The 16,297-nt window shown below is 72.9% G+C and carries 13 protein-coding genes and 2 pseudogenes; 12 read left to right on the plus strand and 3 right to left on the minus strand.

Features of this window, described 5'->3' with window-relative positions; genetic code table 11:
• The first annotated feature begins 41 nt into the window (after positions 1–41).
• From HDA41_RS30195 to argF, 6 genes are all read left to right on the plus strand, one after another.
• Positions 42–1,208, plus strand: coding sequence for an alpha/beta fold hydrolase (locus HDA41_RS30195; RefSeq protein WP_184989520.1), 1,167 nt, complete (start codon positions 42–44; stop codon positions 1,206–1,208).
• Complete coding sequence (locus HDA41_RS30200) at positions 1,205–2,311, plus strand: effector-associated domain 2-containing protein (protein WP_184989522.1); 1,107 nt, start codon at positions 1,205–1,207, stop codon at positions 2,309–2,311. The genes HDA41_RS30195 and HDA41_RS30200 overlap by 4 nt, the downstream gene beginning before the upstream one ends.
• 106 nt (positions 2,312–2,417) lie before the next feature.
• Positions 2,418–2,645: a hypothetical protein gene (locus HDA41_RS30205; RefSeq protein ID WP_184989524.1), complete on the plus strand. Its 228-nt coding sequence runs from the start codon at positions 2,418–2,420 to the stop codon at positions 2,643–2,645.
• Between the two features lie 85 nt (positions 2,646–2,730).
• The gene (locus tag HDA41_RS30210) at positions 2,731–4,434 is read left to right on the plus strand and encodes an HEXXH motif domain-containing protein (protein WP_184989526.1); all 1,704 of its coding nucleotides are present in this window, start codon (positions 2,731–2,733) and stop codon (positions 4,432–4,434) included.
• Between the two features lie 120 nt (positions 4,435–4,554).
• The gene (locus tag HDA41_RS30215) at positions 4,555–5,778 is read left to right on the plus strand and encodes an arginine deiminase (RefSeq protein ID WP_184989528.1); all 1,224 of its coding nucleotides are present in this window, start codon (positions 4,555–4,557) and stop codon (positions 5,776–5,778) included.
• A gap of 91 nt (positions 5,779–5,869) precedes the next feature.
• Positions 5,870–6,877 carry an ornithine carbamoyltransferase gene (gene argF, locus HDA41_RS30220; RefSeq protein WP_184989531.1) on the plus strand — a complete coding sequence of 336 codons (1,008 nt, stop codon included), beginning with the start codon at positions 5,870–5,872 and terminating at the stop codon, positions 6,875–6,877.
• Positions 6,878–6,883: 6 nt separating this feature from the next.
• Here argF and HDA41_RS30225 read toward each other — a convergent pair whose 3' ends face one another.
• Positions 6,884–7,351 carry an ATP-binding protein gene (locus HDA41_RS30225; RefSeq protein ID WP_184989533.1) on the minus strand — a complete coding sequence of 156 codons (468 nt, stop codon included), beginning with the start codon at positions 7,349–7,351 and terminating at the stop codon, positions 6,884–6,886.
• Between the two features lie 308 nt (positions 7,352–7,659).
• Between HDA41_RS30225 and HDA41_RS30230 the strand changes: the two genes are divergently transcribed.
• Together HDA41_RS30230 and HDA41_RS30235 are read left to right on the plus strand one after the other, a co-directional pair.
• The gene (locus HDA41_RS30230; protein WP_184989535.1) at positions 7,660–8,487 is read left to right on the plus strand and encodes an enoyl-CoA hydratase family protein; all 828 of its coding nucleotides are present in this window, start codon (positions 7,660–7,662) and stop codon (positions 8,485–8,487) included.
• Positions 8,472–10,847: a bifunctional salicylyl-CoA 5-hydroxylase/oxidoreductase gene (locus HDA41_RS30235; protein WP_184989537.1), complete on the plus strand. Its 2,376-nt coding sequence runs from the start codon at positions 8,472–8,474 to the stop codon at positions 10,845–10,847. Before HDA41_RS30230 ends, HDA41_RS30235 begins: the two co-directional genes overlap by 16 nt.
• 195 nt (positions 10,848–11,042) lie before the next feature.
• Here HDA41_RS30235 and HDA41_RS30240 read toward each other — a convergent pair whose 3' ends face one another.
• Positions 11,043–11,861 (minus strand): PaaX family transcriptional regulator, encoded by an 819-nt coding sequence (locus tag HDA41_RS30240; RefSeq protein WP_184989538.1) that lies wholly within the window; start codon positions 11,859–11,861, stop codon positions 11,043–11,045.
• A 1-nt stretch (position 11,862) separates the two neighbouring features.
• Positions 11,863–13,509 (minus strand): AMP-binding protein, encoded by a 1,647-nt coding sequence (locus HDA41_RS30245; RefSeq protein WP_184989540.1) that lies wholly within the window; start codon positions 13,507–13,509, stop codon positions 11,863–11,865.
• Between the two features lie 128 nt (positions 13,510–13,637).
• Here HDA41_RS30245 and HDA41_RS30250 point away from each other — a divergent pair.
• The 4 genes and pseudogenes from HDA41_RS30250 to HDA41_RS30265 all read left to right on the plus strand — a co-directional run.
• Positions 13,638–14,057: pseudogene (locus HDA41_RS30250) on the plus strand (acyl-CoA dehydrogenase family protein); the annotation flags it as partial.
• A 492-nt stretch (positions 14,058–14,549) separates the two neighbouring features.
• A pseudogene (locus HDA41_RS30255) lies at positions 14,550–15,284 on the plus strand (acyl-CoA dehydrogenase family protein); the annotation flags it as partial.
• Positions 15,281–15,679, plus strand: a complete 399-nt coding sequence (locus tag HDA41_RS30260) for a RidA family protein (RefSeq protein WP_184989542.1) — start codon at positions 15,281–15,283, stop codon at positions 15,677–15,679. The pseudogene HDA41_RS30255 and the gene HDA41_RS30260, both read left to right, overlap by 4 nt.
• Positions 15,680–15,784: 105 nt before the next feature.
• Positions 15,785–16,234 carry a DUF6299 family protein gene (locus HDA41_RS30265; RefSeq protein WP_184989544.1) on the plus strand — a complete coding sequence of 150 codons (450 nt, stop codon included), beginning with the start codon at positions 15,785–15,787 and terminating at the stop codon, positions 16,232–16,234.
• The last annotated feature ends 63 nt before the right edge of the window (positions 16,235–16,297 follow it).

Here is a 16,297-nt window from a genome sequence, read left to right on the forward strand (position 1 = left end):
GGCAGTCGTACACAACTCTGCACCGGTGTCACGGGGGGCACATGGCGACAGTCGTCTTCATCCATGGAACAGGGGTGCGCGAACCAGGCTTCTCGAAGCTTGCGGAGCGCGTGGCGGCCGGACTGACCGCCCTGCGCGAGGGACTTCGCATCGTGCCGTACTACTGGGGAGGCACGCACGGCGCCACGCTCGCGGCGGGCGGGGCCAGTCTGCCGGCGGAGCCGGGCGGCACGTCCCGGGACCTGGCCGAGCGGCACCCGGAAGACGAGACGGCCGCCGCCTGGGCCGCCCTCTACGCCGATCCGTACGCCGAACTCGCCCTCGCCGCGGCCGGTGCTCCGCCGGTCACCGAGAGGGCGCCCGGTGCCCTGCCGCCCGAGCACGCGATGCGGGCGCGCCTCGCCGCCCTCGCAGCCCAAGGGGACTCCGGCGCCGCGGAGTTGGGACCGGGGCTGGCCCGCGCCGCCCACGACCTGGCGGCTCATCCCGTGCTCGGACCCGCCGCCGGTGCCCTCGCCCCCGACGACCTGGCGACCCTCGCCGCCCGCAGCCTGACCGCCCGGGTCGTCGCCGACGCCCTGGACTCCGACGCTCCGCTCGTACCGGTCGGCGACCGGCGTGACGCCGTCGCCGACCGGCTCGCCGTCGCACTTGGTGCACAGCCCCGGGGCGCGGAACGCGGGGTGCGCTCCCTGGTGCTGCGGGTCGCGGGTTCGGCGGCATCGCGTGCCGCCGTGCGCCGCAGGCGCGCCCTCACCGAAGCCGCCCATCCGGCCGCCGGTGACATCCTGCGCTACCTCAGCCGAGGCGAGGCCGTCCGCACCGACCTGCGTGATCGCGTCACGGGCCTGGAACCGCCCGTCGCCCTCGTCGGCCACAGCCTGGGCGGGATCATCGCCCTGGACACCCTGATCTCCGCTCCGCTGCCGCAGGTCCGGCTCCTGGTGACGGCGGGATCCCAAGGGCCGTTCCTGTACGAGTCCGGATCCCTGCCCTCCCTCGAACACCCCGCCCCGCTTCCGCCGCACATGCCCGACTGGCTGAACCTGTACGACCCTCGCGACCTGCTCTCCTACCTCGGCGCGGGCCTGTTCCCGGGCCGGATCACGGACGTCCGGGTCGACAGCCGTCAGCCCTTCCCGGCCTCGCACAGCGCCTACTGGACGAACCCCGAGGTCTACCGGCACATCGTGGACCGGCTGCCGTGAATCCCGCCCGGGTGCACGCGCTGATCGTCGGTGTCGAGCGGTACGACGCCGGACCCGGCTGGGACCTGCCCGGGCCGGCCCGGGACGCCGTGGCCTTCCACCGGCTGTTGCGGGCGGCCGGGGTGCCGGACGGCCAGCTCCGGCTCCATCTCGCCCCGCTGCCCTCGTACGTCCCCGAGGTCTCCTACCGACCCGCCGATCACGCCACCCTGCGCCGCGTCCTCGTCCGGGAACTGCCCCTGGCCGAGGGTGATGTCCTGTGGGTGTGGTGGGGCGGGCACGGTGTTCTCGACCGGGCCGGGCATCTGCGGTTGTTCTGTGCCGACGCCAGTACCGCCGACAAGCTGGGCATCGACCTGGACTCCGCGCTCGACCGGTACGCGGGGGACGCCGTACCGGCCTTCGGGGAGCAACTGTGGATCGTGGACGCCTGCGAGACCTTCGAGGAGGACCTCGCCTTCAGGGAGCAACTGCCGCCGGACGCCCTACCGGTGGGGCGGCGCAACCTCGCCCACCGGCAGACGCTGCTGCGGGCGGCGGGGCGCGGGCGGGTCGCCGCCAACGACCCCGAGCGCGGTACGGGGCTGTTCTCCGAGATCCTCCTCGGGCTGCTGGCCGGGCAGACCGCCGTCCTGCCCGCCACACCCGATCCGGAGGGACTGTTTCCGGCCGTGCGGGCACGTATCGCGGCCCTCAGGGAAGCGGGACGTACTCTCCAGTATCCGGAGATTCGGCTGCAGAGCCCCGAGCGCACCGAGATCGTGACGCCGGCTCAAGGGGGTGGCGAGGCGCGCCCGGCTTCACCGTTGCAGCGGGCCGTGGACGCCCTCCTCGCCTATCCGCTGATGGGGGACCCCGTCGAACGGCAGGCCGTCGTCGCCACGTTGGACCCCCGTGTCACTGCCACGGTGCCTCGTCACAGCAAGGCCCGCACGGATGTCGTCGGCATCCTCAACAGGCTGGCCCGGGGCCGGCCGGAGATGCTGGGGGAGCTGTTCGACGCCGTTGTCTCGCTCGACGACGATCCGGACCGCAAGGACGAACTGGGCGCTGCTCTAAGGGAGTTCGCGGCCTCGGTCGGACGTCCGCGCGATCAGAAATGATCGGGTGGCGTGATCGTACGGTTTTCGACCCGGGCAGGAATGGCCATGATGGACATGGACACGGGCACGGGGCATCGTGTGCCGCCGTGCGAGAAGGGGGAGCATCTTGGACCAGCCGCCCGCTCTGTGCCACGCCGAAGCCGCCGTCCCCGAGCCGGCCACCGCTGCTGGTACCGGCGTATGGGAGTCGGATCTTGCCGACCTGGCGGGGCTGCCCCTGACCGCGGTGGACCGTCTCGCCCCGTTGCCCTCCTCGGCCCGCCTGCTGGGCGAGGTCTTGCGCGCACGCGACAGCATCCGAGGGGGCGGTGAGGGGACCGCCCGCGCCGAGTAGCCCTCCAGCCCCCGACGGCATGAGGTCCCGGAGGCCTCGAAGACCGCCGGGGCCGCATGCCCGCACCCGTGACCGGAGGTTCCGCATGCCCAGCGAGCCGCGCCCCGTCCCGTTCCGCATGCCCGAGCGGATCTTCGCGGAACTGGCCGCGGGAGGCGGCTCCGCACAGGCCGTCGCCTTCCTCGAACGGGCCGAGCGGGCGCGGAGGCTGCTGCTGCTGCGGACCCTGCTGGACCGGCTCGACACGCTCCGTACCCCGCTGAGCCCGGCCGCCGAGGCCTGGGACGTCCTCAAGGAGGCCGCCGCGCTGGCACCCGGGCCGGTCGACCGGCTGCTGCTCGCTCCGGCGACCGGCGGCTGGCTCGCCCACCTGCTGCGCCGGCTGCACGGCACGGCGTCGGGTCCGCCGTTGTGGGCGGAGGCCGGTTACTTGTGCGCCCTGGCCCTCGCGGCCTCCGTGCGGGCCGGTACGCAGGCGGACCTGCGGGTGCCCCTCACCGACGGCGGACTGTCGCTGCCGGGGCTGGGAAGGGCCCGACTCGCCGACGCCGAAGGGGGATCGACGGTCGGCCGCGCCCGTACGAGCGGGGGCGAACTGACGTTGTCCGGCCCGGCCCGGGACGGCGGCACCGTGTCGGTGACGGTCCGCCCGGCGACGCGGCCCCTGCCGGTACCGGCCGCGGACGCTCCCGGCCCGGGTGCCTGGATTCCCCTGCTTACCCTCACCCACCGCACCCCCACCGGCCCGGTCGCCATCCCCCTGGAAGATCTCGATCCCTACCGCGACCTGGACGACCCCCTCCCACCCGCCCGGCTCGACGCCGAGGAAGCCGAGGCGTGGCAGCGGCTGTTCGAGGAGGCCGTCGCCCTGCTGGCCGCGCCGGGCGGCGACGGACCCGGCCGGTTCGACCCCGGGGCGATCCGGGCCGTCGTGCCCTGGGGACGGACCGGCACACTGCCGCCCGCCCCGCCAACCGTCCTGGTCTCCGCTTCCAGCGGGGACTCCTTCGGGGCGATGGTGATCGCCCGTCCCTCGTCCGCCGTGGCCCTCGCCGAGACGCTGGTGCACGAGTTCCAGCACAGCAAGCTGGCCGCCCTCCTGCACCTCTTCCCGCTGCTCGACGACGACCGCGAGGAGCGCTACTACGCCCCCTGGCGGCCGGACCCGCGGCATCTGACCGGGCTGCTGCACGGCGCGTACGCCTTCACCGGTGTCACGGGCTTCTGGCGGGACCGCCTGGCCGGGGCGCGGGACGAGCGGGCGGCCGACACGGCCGGGTACCACTTCGCGCTGCGCCGGCTGCAGAGCCGTCTCGTCGTGCGGACCCTGCTGGTGGAGGGCCGTCTCACCCCGCAGGGCCGGGCCCTGGTGTCGGGCCTGGCCGGCACGCTCGACGGCTGGCTGCGCGAGCCGGTCCCGCATGCCGCCCTCACTCGTGCCCGTACGGCCGCCGCGCTGCACCGCACCGAGTGGCGGCTGCGCAACGTCGCCCCGCCCTCCTCGGGGCATGAAGGCCCCCGCTTACGTCCCGACCGCACCTCCTGGCCCGATGTGCGCACGCACGCCTTCGCCGCCCGCCCCCTCACCCCGCACACCGCGGACGAGTACCTGGCCGCCGGGAACGCGGCCGCCGCGCTCGCCCGGTATGCCGGGCAACGGGCCGCCGACCCCGCCGAGCCGCACGCCCTGGCCGGCTGGATCGTCGCCCGGGCCGCGCTCGGCCCGAGCCGGGCGACGCGGCGCATGCTGGCCCGCCCGGAGCTGCTCCAGCCGCTGCCCAGCGGCTGACCGGGGGAGGAGCGGGGACGTCCCGGCCCGGGCTGATTGTCGTCAGGCGGACGCAAACAAGAGTTCGCCGAAACGCGCGAGCAGCGCGTCAACAGGCGTTCGGGTGGTCAGGATGGAGGCATGGCATACCACGTCCACTCCGAGGCCGGGCGGCTGCGCCGTGTCATCCTGCACCGGCCCGATCTCGAGCTCAAAAGGCTCACCCCCAGCAACAAGACCTCGCTGCTCTTCGACGACGTGCTGTGGGTGCGCAGGGCCCGCGCCGAGCACGACGGGTTCGCCGACGTGCTGCGCGACCGGGGTGTCACCGTCCACCTCTTCGGTGACCTGCTGGCCGAGGCCCTTCAGGTCCCGGCGGCCAGGGCCCTCGTCCTGGACCGGGTCTTCGACGAGAAGGAGTACGGCCCGCTGGCCACCGACCATCTGAGAGCCGCCTTCGAGCACCTGCCCGGGGCGGAGCTGGCGGAGCTCCTGGTCGGCGGCATGACCAAGCGCGAGTTCCTCGACGTGCACCCGGAGCCGACCTCGGTGCGCTTCCACGTCATGGAGCTGGACGACTTCCTGCTGGGCCCCCTGCCCAACCACCTCTTCACCCGCGACACCTCCGCGTGGATCTACGACGGCGTCTCCATCAACGCCATGCGCTGGCCCGCCCGGCAGCGCGAGACCGTGCACTTCGAGGCGATCTACCGGCACCACCCGCTGTTCCGCGACGAGACCTTCCGCGTCTGGTCCGAGGGACAGGCCGACTACCCGTCCACCATCGAGGGCGGGGACGTCCTCGTCATCGGCAACGGGGCCGTGCTCATCGGCATGAGCGAGCGCACCACGCCCCAGGCCGTCGAGATGCTCGCGCACAAGCTGTTCGCCGCCGGTTCCGCCGAGACGATCGTGGCCCTCGACATGCCCAAGCGGCGGGCCTTCATGCACCTCGACACGGTGATGACGATGGTCGACGGCGACACCTTCACCCAGTACGCGGGGCTCGGCATGCTCCGCTCGTACACCATCGAACCGGGCGTCGGCGAGAAGGAGCTCAAGGTCACCGACCATCCGCCGGAGCACATGCACCGCGCGATCGCCGCCGCGCTCGGCCTGAACGAGATCCGGGTGCTGACCGCCACCCAGGACGTGCACGCGGCCGAACGCGAGCAGTGGGACGACGGCTGCAACGTCCTGGCCGTCGAACCCGGCGTCGTGGTCGCCTACGAGCGGAACGCCACCACCAACACCCACCTGCGCAAACAGGGCATCGAGGTGATAGAGATCCCGGGCAGCGAACTCGGGCGGGGCAGGGGCGGGCCGCGGTGCATGAGCTGCCCGGTCGAACGGGAGCCCGTATGAGCACCCGGCCCCGACGTATAGACATGCTGGGTTCCGTATAGTATTCCAGTAGTCCTGCCGTCCCCGTACCGTCGTATCCCTGGAGCGCCCCATGGCGACAGTCCCGACCGCCCTCGCCGGCCGCCACTTCCTCAAGGAGCTGGACTTCACCGAGGAGGAGTTCCGCGGTCTGGTCGAGCTGGCCGCCGAGCTGAAGGCCGCCAAGAAGGCCGGGACCGAGACGCAGTACCTGCGGGGCCGGAATATCGCGCTGATCTTCGAGAAGACCTCCACGCGTACCCGCTGCGCCTTCGAGGTCGCGGCCGCCGACCAGGGCGCCTCGACGACGTACCTCGACCCGTCCGGCTCACAGATCGGCCACAAGGAGTCGGTGCGGGACACCGCGCGGGTACTGGGCCGGATGTACGACGGGATCGAGTACCGGGGCGACAGCCAGCGGAAGGTGGAGGAGCTGGCGGCGCACGCCGGTGTGCCCGTCTACAACGGGCTCACCGACGACTGGCACCCCACCCAGATGCTCGCCGACGTGCTGACCATGGCCGAGCACTGCGCCAAGCCGCTGACGGAGACCGTCTTCGCCTACCTGGGCGACGCCCGCTTCAACATGGGCAACTCCTACCTGGTCACCGGCGCCCTGCTCGGCATGGACGTACGTATCGTCGCCCCGAAGGACTACTGGCCGGCCGAGGAGGTCGTCGACCGGGCCCGCGCCCTCGCCGCGACCAGCGGCGCTCGCATCACCCTCACCGAGACCCTGGACGAGGGTGTCCGGGGCGCCGACTTCGTCGCCACCGACGTCTGGGTCTCCATGGGCGAGCCGAAGGAGGTCTGGGCCGAGCGCATCACCGCCCTCGCCCCGTACGCCGTGACCATGGACGTCCTGCGCGCCACCGGCAACCCGGACGTGAAGTTCCTGCACTGCCTGCCCGCCTTCCACGACCTCGGCACCAAGGTCGGCCAGGAGATCCACGCGGCCCACGGCCTGGAGTACCTGGAGGTCTCGGACGAGGTCTTCGAGTCGGCGCACTCCATCGTCTTCGACGAGGCGGAGAACCGTCTGCACACGATCAAGGCAGTGCTGGTCGCGACCCTCGGCTGAACCGCGTCAGGCCGACGGACGCCGCTGAGCCGGTATCACGGGCAGCCGGAACCACACCGCCTTGCCGGACTCGGTCGGCCGGTGCCCGCACGACGAGCTCAGGGCGCGGATCAGCAGCAGCCCGCGCCCGTGCTCCTGCCAGGGGTCGGGCACCTCGCCGGACGGACAGGTGAGATCGCCGGGCGGCTTCGGGTCGGTGTCGTGCACCTCGACCTGGCAGCCCGACGGCATCAGCTCCACCACCAGCTCGATCGGCGTCTCGCCGGAGGTGTGCTCCACGGCGTTCGCCACCAGCTCCGCCGTGAGCAGCTCCGCCGTGTCGCAGTCCGCTCCGTGCTCCAGCTCGGCCAGCGCCGTACGGACCAGGGTACGGGCCACGGGCACCGCCGCGGCGGTGTGCGGCAGCGCGACGCGCCAGGAGGCGGGGGCTGAGGGGAGTTCGTACAAGGCGGGTCCGTTCATGGAGCAGGACATCCTGCTTTCAACCTTATGAATGGTACGGCGCTGCTCCTCGGGGGCGTCCGAGGGGCACCGCCGGGGGGCCGTCGGCCCCCTTGCCGCACGGCTTACCCAGGTGAACGCGGTGCCGCGCACAGCTGCTTCCGCCGTTACGCCGGTGTGGACGATCTGTGACGGATGTGACCGGCCCGGTTCACACCCGGCTCCCGTGGAAGTCCTACCCGGACGGCCTATCGCGCAGTCATGACGACAGTCACGAATGAGTGATAACTTCGGGGGGTAGAGCTCAGTGAGGCAGTGCCCGCCCGAGGAGGCCGCCCGTCATGAGTCCCTTCACCGGCTCCGCCGCCCGCACCCCGAGCTGGGAGCACCTGCGCGTCGACCTCACCGACGGGGTCGCCACCGTCACCCTGGCCCGCCCCGAGAAGCTCAACGCGCTCACCTTCGGCGCCTACGCCGACCTGCGCGACCTGCTCGCGGAGCTGTCCCGGGAGCGGTCCGCGCGGGCCCTGGTGCTGGCCGGCGAGGGCCGCGGCTTCTGCTCCGGCGGCGATGTCGACGAGATCATCGGCACCACCCTGGGCATGGACACCGCCCAGCTCCTCGACTTCAACCGCATGACCGGCCAGGTGGTCCGCGCCATCCGGGAGTGCCCCTTCCCTGTGATCGCGGCGGTGCGGGGCGTGGCGGCCGGCGCCGGAGCGGTCCTCGCCCTGGCCGCCGACTTCCGCGTGGCCGACCCCACGGCCCGCTTCGCCTTCCTCTTCACCCGCGTCGGCCTCTCCGGCGGCGACATGGGCGCGGCCTACCTCCTGCCCAGGGTCGTGGGCCTGGGCCACGCCACCCGCCTCCTGATGCTGGGCGACCCGGTCCGCGCCCCCGAGGCGGAGCGCATCGGCCTGATCAGCGAACTGACGGAGGAAGGCCGGGCGGATGAGGCAGCACAAGAACTGGCCCGCCGCCTGGCAGACGGCCCAGCTCTGGCCTACGCCCAGACGAAGGCCCTCCTCACATCAGAACTGGACATGCCCCTGGCGGCATCGGTGGAACTCGACGCCTCCACCCAGGCCCTCCTGATGACAGGCGAGGACTACGCGGAGTTCCACGCGGCGTTCACAGAAAAGCGCCCTCCCAAATGGAGCGGACGGTGAGTGAGTTGCCCTCAGGGGCGTGGGGCCGTGTCGATATGCGGCTCCGCCGCGGGGCGCGACCAGCCACAACCGACCCGCACCCGCAGGCCAAGCCCGACCACCCCCTACGCGTCGCCGTCATCGGCGGCGGCCCCGGAGGCCTCTACGCCGCCGCCCTCCTCAAACGCCTCGACCCCACCCGCGACATCACCGTCTGGGAACGAAACGCCCCTGACGACACCTTCGGCTTCGGCGTGGTCCTCTCGGAGGAAACCCTCGGCGGCATAGAACACGCGGACCCCCACGTCTACGAGGCCCTCCAGAGACACTTCATGCGCTGGGACGACATCGACATCGTCCACCGCAACACCCGCCACACCTCCGGAGGGCACGGTTTCGCCGCACTCGGCAGGAAACACCTCCTGGAGATCCTCCACACCCGCTGTCGCGAACTCGGCGTCGGCCTCCGCTTCCACACCGGGGCCCCGAAGGAACTCCCGCAGACCCACGACCTGGTCATCGCGGCGGACGGCATCCACAGCACCACGCGCGAGGCCTACGCGGACGTCTTCCACCCCCGAATCACCCCGCACCGCTGCCGCTACATCTGGCTCGCCGCCGACTTCCCCTTCGACTCCTTCCGCTTCGAGACCGCCGAGACCGAACACGGCGTCATGCAGCTCCACGGCTACCCGTACGCCCCCGACGCCTCCACCGTGATCATCGAGATGCGCGAGGAGGTCTGGCACGCGGCCGGCTTCGACGAACTCGGCGAGGCCGAGTCGATCGAACGCTGCGCCAAGATCTTCGCGGAAGCACTCCGCGGCCGTCCCCTGAAGTCCAACAACTCGGCCTGGACGACCTTCCGCACGGTCGTCAACGACCGCTGGTCGCACGGCAACGTCGTCCTCCTCGGCGACGCCGCCCACACCGCCCACTTCTCCATCGGCTCCGGCACCAAGCTCGCCGTCGAGGACGCCCTGGCCCTGGCCGCCTGTCTGGAGGAACAGGACTCACTGGGCGAGGCCCTGACCGCCTACGAGGCGGAGCGGCGGCCCGTCGTCGCCTCCACGCAGCGCGCGGCCCGGGCCAGCCTGGAGTGGTTCGAGAACCTCGCCCTGTACCTGGACCAGCCGCCCCGCCAGTTCGCGTTCAATCTGCTCACCCGCAGCCGCCGCGTCACCCACGACAACCTGCGACTGCGTGACCGCCGCTTCACGGAGGCGGTGGAGCGCGAGTTCGGCTGCCCGCCCGGCACGCCCCCGATGTTCACCCCCTTCCGGCTGCGCGGCCTGACCCTGCGCAACCGGATCGTCGTCTCGCCCATGGACATGTACTCGGCGGCCGACGGCGTCCCCGGCGACTTCCACCTCGTCCATCTGGGCGCGCGGGCGCTGGGCGGGGCCGGGCTGGTGATGACCGAGATGGTGTGCGTCAGCGAGGAGGGCCGGATCACGCCCGGCTGCGCCGGCCTCTACACCGGCCGGCAGGCCGAGGCATGGAAACGGATCACGAACTTCGTGCATGCCCAGGCACCCGGCACCGCGATCGGCGTGCAGCTCGGCCACAGCGGCCGCAAGGGCTCCACGAAGCTGATGTGGGAGGGCATGGACGAGCCGCTGGACGAGGGCAACTGGCCGCTCGTGGCCGCGTCCGCGCTGCCGTACAAACCGTTCAGCCAGACTCCGCGCGAGTTGTCCCGCGCCCAACTGACCGACATCCGCGAGCAGTTCGCGGCCGCTGCCTGCCGCGCCGCCCGGGCCGGATTCGACCTGCTCGAACTGCACTGCGCCCACGGCTATCTGCTCTCCGGTTTCCTCTCCCCGCTGACCAACCGCCGTACCGACGCCTACGGCGGCTCGCTGGACAAGCGGCTCCGTTTCCCGCTGGAGGTGTTCGACGCCGTACGGAACGTCTGGCCGGGGGAGCGGCCCATGACCGTCCGGATCTCCGCCACCGACTGGGCCGAGGGCGGGACCACGGCCGAGGACGCCGTCGAGATCGCCCGGGCCTTCGCCGCGCACGGCGCCGACGCGATCGACGTGTCGACGGGGCAGGTCGTGGCGGACGAGCGGCCCGAGTTCGGGCGGTCGTACCAGACGCCGTTCGCGGACCGGATCCGGGGCGCCACCGGCATCCCGGTGATCGCGGTCGGCGCGATCTCCTCCTGGGACGACGTCAACTCCCTGATCCTGGCGGGCCGCACCGACCTGTGCGCCCTGGCCCGCCCCCACCTCTACGACCCGCACTGGACACTGCACGCGGCGGCCGAACAGGGCTACACGGGCCCCGGCGCCCTCTGGCCGACCCCCTACCGCGCGGGCAGCCGCCGCCCCCAGACGGGCCGCACGGACGCACCGAAACCGCGGCTGAGCCTGTGAAGCCGACAGCGGCCCGTTGCGGGGAGCCGCGCCACCGTCGATCAGCGCCCTGGGGGAAGTGAGCTGCGGGTCGGCCGGGAGGGAGTCCCTACTCGCTCTCAGTCCCCGTGAACTCGAGCAGATCGTCGCCGCTCTCCATGCGCGGAGGGGATGCATCACGACCCTCACGCCGCCGCAGCGGGACAGGGGACAAAATCATTCGGCTCGGTTGACGAACCCCGCCCCCGCGTCCCGCAGCCGCTCGTGCAAGCCCCGGAACACCGCCGACGAGCGGACCCCCGGCCAGTCCTCGGGCAGGAGGTCGGCGGGCAGGCCCGGGTCGGTGTAGGGGAGGTGGCGCCAGGAGTCCAGGGCGAGGAGGTAGTCGCGGTAGGCCTCCTCGGGCGGGGTGTCCTCGCGCTTCTCCCACTCGCGCAGGACGCGTTCGTGGCGGTCGAGGAACGCCTCGTGCTCCTTGGCGATGGCGGCCAGGTCCCACCAGCGGGCGACGGCCTCCGCGGTCGGGGCGAAACCGAGGTGCTCGCCGCGGAAGAAGTCGACGTACGCGTCGAGCCGCAGCCGCTGGAGGGTGTGCCGGGTCTCCTCGTACAGCCGCGCGGGTGCGATCCACACGCCCGGTGCGGCCGTGCCGAAACCGAGGCCGGCCAGCCGGGAGCGCAGCACGTGCCGCTTCTGCCGCTCCGACTCCGGCACGGAGAACACGGCGAGCACCCACCCCTCGTCCTCGGGAGGAGCCGTGGCGTAGATGCGCCGGTCGCCGTCGTCGAGCAACTGGCGGGCGTCCGGGGACAGTTCGTACCCGGCCGCGCCCTGGGCGGTGCGGGCGGGCACGAGCAGTCCGCGTCTCTTCAGCCGCGACACCGAGGAGCGTACGGAAGGGGCGTCCACGCCGACCGCGGCGAGCAGCCGGATCAGTTCGGCGACGGGCACGGGGCCCGTCGCGAAGCGGCCGTACGCGCCGTAGAGCGTGACGATGAGAGACCGTGGTGCATGCTGGTCGGACACGTTGATCATCTTAGGTCGTTCGGGTCACTCCCGGTCGTTCCCGGTCGTCTTCGGTACGGCCGTCCGGGAGCCCGCCCGCGCGCAGCCTGAACCGCTGGAGCTTGCCGGTGGCCGTGCGCGGCAGTGCGTCCAGGAAGACGATCTCGCGCGGGCACTTGTACGGCGCCAGTTCGCTCTTCACGAAGGCGCGCAGCGCCCCGGCGTCCCGTTCCGCGCCTTCCCTGAGGACGGCGAAGGCCACCACGACCTGCCCGCGGGCCTCGTCGGGCCGCCCCACGACCGCCGCCTCCACCACGTCCGGGTGCCGCAGCAGCGCGTCCTCGACCTCGGGTCCGGCGATGTTGTACCCGGCCGAGATGATCATGTCGTCGGCGCGGGCGACGTACCGGAAGTAGCCGTCGGGTTCGCGGACGTAGGTGTCGCCGGTGATGTTCCAGCCGCCGCGTACGTACTCCCGCTGCCGCGGGTCGGTGAGGTAGCGGCAGCCGACCGGTCCGCGCACCGCGAGCAGCCCCGGCTCCCCGTCGGGCACCGGCTCGCCGTGCTCGTCCTGCACGCGCGCGTGCCACCCGGGTACGGGAACGCCCGTCGTGCCGGGCCGGATCCGTTCGTCGGCCGCGGAGATGAAGATGTGCAGCAGCTCGGTGGCGCCGATGCCGTTGATGACGCGCAGGCCCGTGCGTGCGTGCCAGGCCCGCCAGGTGGCGGCGGGCAGGTTCTCGCCGGCCGAGACGCAGCGGCGCAGGGACGAGACGTCGTGCCCGTCGAGGCCGTCGAGCATCGCGCGGTACGCCGTCGGGGCGGTGAAGAGGACGGAGACCCGGTGCCGCGCGATGGCGGGCAGCAGTTGCCGGGGACCGGCCTGCTCCAGCAGGAGGACGCTCGCCCCGGCCCGCAGCGGGAAGACGACCAGCCCGCCGAGCCCGAAGGTGAAGCCGAGCGGGGGACTGCCGGTGAACACGTCGTCCGCTTCGGGCTTAAGGACATGCCGGGAGAAGGTGTCGGCGATGGCCAGGACGTCCCGGTGGAAGTGCGTGCAGCCCTTGGGGCGGCCGGTGGTGCCGGAGGTGAAGGCGATCAGCGCGACATCGTCGGCCGCCGTGTCGACGGCCTCGTACGGTGTGCCGGGCGCCGGGCGGTTGAGGAGGTCGTCCGGGGCGTCGCCGCCGTAGGCCGTGATCCGCAGGTCCGGGATCTCGGCCTTGGCGAGGTCGTCGACGGACCGGATGTCGCACAGCGCGTGCCGGACCCGGGCGATCTCGCACATCGTGCTCAGCTCGTGCGGACGCTGCTGGGCGAGCACGGTGACCGCCACGGCCCCCGCCTTCAGCACGGCCAGCCAGCAGGCCGCTAGCCACGGTGTGGTGGGGCCGCGCAGCAGCACGCGGTTGCCGGGGACGACGCCGAGTTCGCCGGTGAGCAGGTGCGCGATGCGGTCGACCCGGGCGCGCAGGTCGGCGTACGTCCATGGCTCTCCGGCCGGGGTGAGGAACGCCGGGCGGTCGCCGGGTGGGCCGCCGAGCAGCTCGGCGGCGCAGTTGAGCCGTTCGGGGTAGCGCAGCTCCGGCAGGTCGAAACGGAGCTCGGGCCATTGGTCCGGGGGTGGCAGATGGTCACGGGCGAAGGTGTCGACGTGGGCCGTACCCCGTGGATTCATACGATTCGCCCCCTTGGCGTGGTGGGCTCGCCTCTGGAGAGTATCGTGTTAGTGACGACAGTCAACGGTCCGCGATAGCCTCGGAGTGGCCCGGCCGGGAGGCAGGGGTGGCCGAGAAGGGACCGGCGATGACCGCATTCTCGCTCGAACCGGCACAACTCGCCTGGTGCGCCGAGCTGCGCACCCTCGCCGCGGAGCGGCTGCGCCCGCTGGCCGAGAAGGGCGAGCCCGGCCGGGTGAACCGCGTCCTGCTCGCCGAACTCGGCAGCCTCGGACTGCTCGGCCGGCTCTTCACCTCCGGCGCGCTCGACCTGTGCCTGATGCGCGAGTCCCTGGCCTACGCCTGCACGGAAGCCGAAACGGCCCTCGCCCTCCAGGGCCTCGGCGCCCACCCCGTCCACACCCACGGCACGGAGTCCCAACGCGCCCGCTGGCTCCCCCGGGTGGCCGAAGGCAGCGCGGTGGCGGCGTTCGCGCTGAGCGAGCCAGGGGCGGGGTCGGATGCGGTGGCTCTGGGGTTGCGGGCGGAGCGGGACGGGGCACCGGGGGTGGCGTCCGGCAGTGGCTCATCGGGGACGGCACCCGGCATCGGCTCACAAGAGGCGGCATCCGACGGTGGCTCACTGGGCGGGGTGGCCTCCGGCGGGGGCGCCGGCGCGGCGGACGGAGGCTCCCGGGGTGAGACGGCCTGCGACGGCGGTTCTCGGGGCCGGACGGCCTCCGACGGCGCTCAGGGCCGGGCCGGATCCGGTGGCACCCAGGACTCCCGGATCAGTGGTGGCGGCTCATCGGGCTCGGTGACACCCGACCGCAGTGCCCGGGACGCCCGGACTCCCGCCGACCGCTCATCGCGCTCGGCGGCGTCCGGCGGCGGCATTCGAGGCGCCGGCGCCCGTGAAGGCGGCTCGCCGGGCGCGGCGGCGTCCGACGGCGGAACCGAGGGGGGCCGGGCTGCTGCCGGCGGCTCGCCGGGATCCGGGCGCGCGGTTCACGCATCACAACACGCGGTCCACGACTCACCCGCTCCCGCCGGACTGGCCGCCGCCCCCGACGGCCCCGCCCGCTGGCGCCTCACCGGCGAGAAGTGCTGGATCTCCAACGCCCCCGAGGCCGACTTCTACACCGTCTTCGCCCGGACCACCCCGGGGGCAGGGGCACGTGGCGTCACTGCCTTTCTCGTGCCGGCGGACCGGCCGGGGCTGACCGGCAACGGACTCGACATGCTCTCCCCGCACCCCATCGGCGCGCTCCGCTTCGACGCCGTGCCGGTGACGGCCGACGACGTGCTCGGTGAGGTGGACCGGGGGTTCCGGATCGCCATGGGGACGCTCAACCTGTTCCGCCCCAGTGTCGGCGCCTTCGCGGTCGGCATGGCCCGGGCGGCGCTCGACGCGACCCTCGCGCACACCGCCGGGCGGGACGCCTTCGGCGGCAAGCTGAGGGACCTTCAGGCCGTCTCCCACCAGGTCGCCGAGATGGCCCTGCGCACGGAGGCGGCCCGGCTGATGGTCTACGCGGCGGCGACGGCGTACGACGAGAACGCCCCGGACGTGCCCCAGCGTGCCGCCATGGCGAAACTGCTCGCCACCGAGACCGCGCAGTACGTCGTCGACACGGCCGTCCAGCTGCACGGCGCCCGCGCGCTGCAACGCGGTCACCTGCTCGAACACCTCTACCGTGAGGTGCGCGCCCCACGTATCTACGAGGGGGCCAGCGAGGTCCAGCGCGGCATCATCGCCAAGGAGTTGTACGCGGCACACCAGGAGGCCCGGTGACCACCGAACGCGTCAACCCGCCCGGCCTCGCCCCGCCGGCGGGCTTCTCGCACGCCGTCGTGGCCTCCGGGACCAGGGTGGTGTTCCTGGCGGGGCAGACCGCCCTCGACGGCGACGGCAAGGTGGTCGGCGCCACCCTGCCGGAACAGTTCGAGAGGGCCCTCACCAACCTGCTGACCGCCCTCACCGCGGCCGGCTGCACGCCCTGCGACCTCGCCCGCGTCACCGTCTACGCCACGGACGTCGCCGCGTACCGCGCCCACGCCCCCGAACTGGGCCGCCTCTGGCGGAAACTGGCGGGCCGCGACTACCCGGCCATGGCGGTCGTCGAGGTCGTCCGGCTCTGGGACGAGGAGGCGTTGGTGGAACTGGACGGCTTCGCGGTGCTGCCGTAGGGACGCGGCGGGCTCTCCGCCGAAGGGGTGAGGATCACGGGCGCCGGGCCCGGAGGCCCGGTACGAGTGGAATCTGTCATTCCACTCCTTTCGGGAGGTCTTCCCATGCGTCTACGTCCCCTTCTCGGCGCGGCGGCCGGTGCCGCGCTGCTCCTGCTCACCGGCGCGACCGCGGCGCCCGCCACCGCGGATCCCGCAACGGCGGTTCCCGCCCCCTACGAGGCCGTGACGGTCGACAGGGTGGGCCGGATCGCCACCGACGGCACCGTCACCCTCTCCGGCACCTACCGCTGCCAGAGCTCCAGCGGCCCGGTCTTCGTCAGCTCCTCCGTGAGCCAGGGCGTGTCCACCATCCGCTACGGCACCGGCGGCACCCGGGCGGTGTGCGACGGCGCGGAGCACCGCTGGGTGAACAAGGGCCGCCCCGTGCCCGGCTCCCTCGTGCCCGGCGCGGCCCACGTCGAGGCCACCCTGATGGAACTGGGCGCCTTCAGCGGCCTGCTGCCCCGCTTCCACGCGGTACAGGGCCAGACCGTCACCCTGACCCGGGGCTGACCACAGCGGTGAACGGACCGGTGAGCGGCCTGGGTTCGCGGGACGCCGCCGGTCCGGGCCGCT

It is taken from the genome of Streptomyces caelestis, assembly GCF_014205255.1.
Taxonomy (GTDB): Bacteria; Actinomycetota; Actinomycetes; order Streptomycetales; family Streptomycetaceae; genus Streptomyces; species Streptomyces caelestis.

Excerpts from the sequence above, each read along its gene's own strand:
- HDA41_RS30195 (WP_184989520.1), top strand. The coding sequence starts at position 42 with ATGGCGACAGTCGTCTTCATCCATGGAACAGGGGTGCGCGAACCAGGC.
- HDA41_RS30210 (WP_184989526.1), top strand. The coding sequence starts at position 2,731 with ATGCCCAGCGAGCCGCGCCCCGTCCCGTTCCGCATGCCCGAGCGGATC.
- HDA41_RS30215 (WP_184989528.1), top strand. The coding sequence starts at position 4,555 with ATGGCATACCACGTCCACTCCGAGGCCGGGCGGCTGCGCCGTGTCATC.
- argF (WP_184989531.1), top strand. The coding sequence starts at position 5,870 with ATGGCGACAGTCCCGACCGCCCTCGCCGGCCGCCACTTCCTCAAGGAG.
- HDA41_RS30225 (WP_184989533.1), bottom strand. The coding sequence starts at position 7,351 with ATGTCCTGCTCCATGAACGGACCCGCCTTGTACGAACTCCCCTCAGCC.
- HDA41_RS30230 (WP_184989535.1), top strand. The coding sequence starts at position 7,660 with ATGAGTCCCTTCACCGGCTCCGCCGCCCGCACCCCGAGCTGGGAGCAC.
- HDA41_RS30235 (WP_184989537.1), top strand. The coding sequence starts at position 8,472 with ATGGAGCGGACGGTGAGTGAGTTGCCCTCAGGGGCGTGGGGCCGTGTC.
- HDA41_RS30240 (WP_184989538.1), bottom strand. The coding sequence starts at position 11,861 with ATGATCAACGTGTCCGACCAGCATGCACCACGGTCTCTCATCGTCACG.
- HDA41_RS30245 (WP_184989540.1), bottom strand. The coding sequence starts at position 13,509 with ATGAATCCACGGGGTACGGCCCACGTCGACACCTTCGCCCGTGACCAT.
- HDA41_RS30265 (WP_184989544.1), top strand. The coding sequence starts at position 15,785 with ATGCGTCTACGTCCCCTTCTCGGCGCGGCGGCCGGTGCCGCGCTGCTC.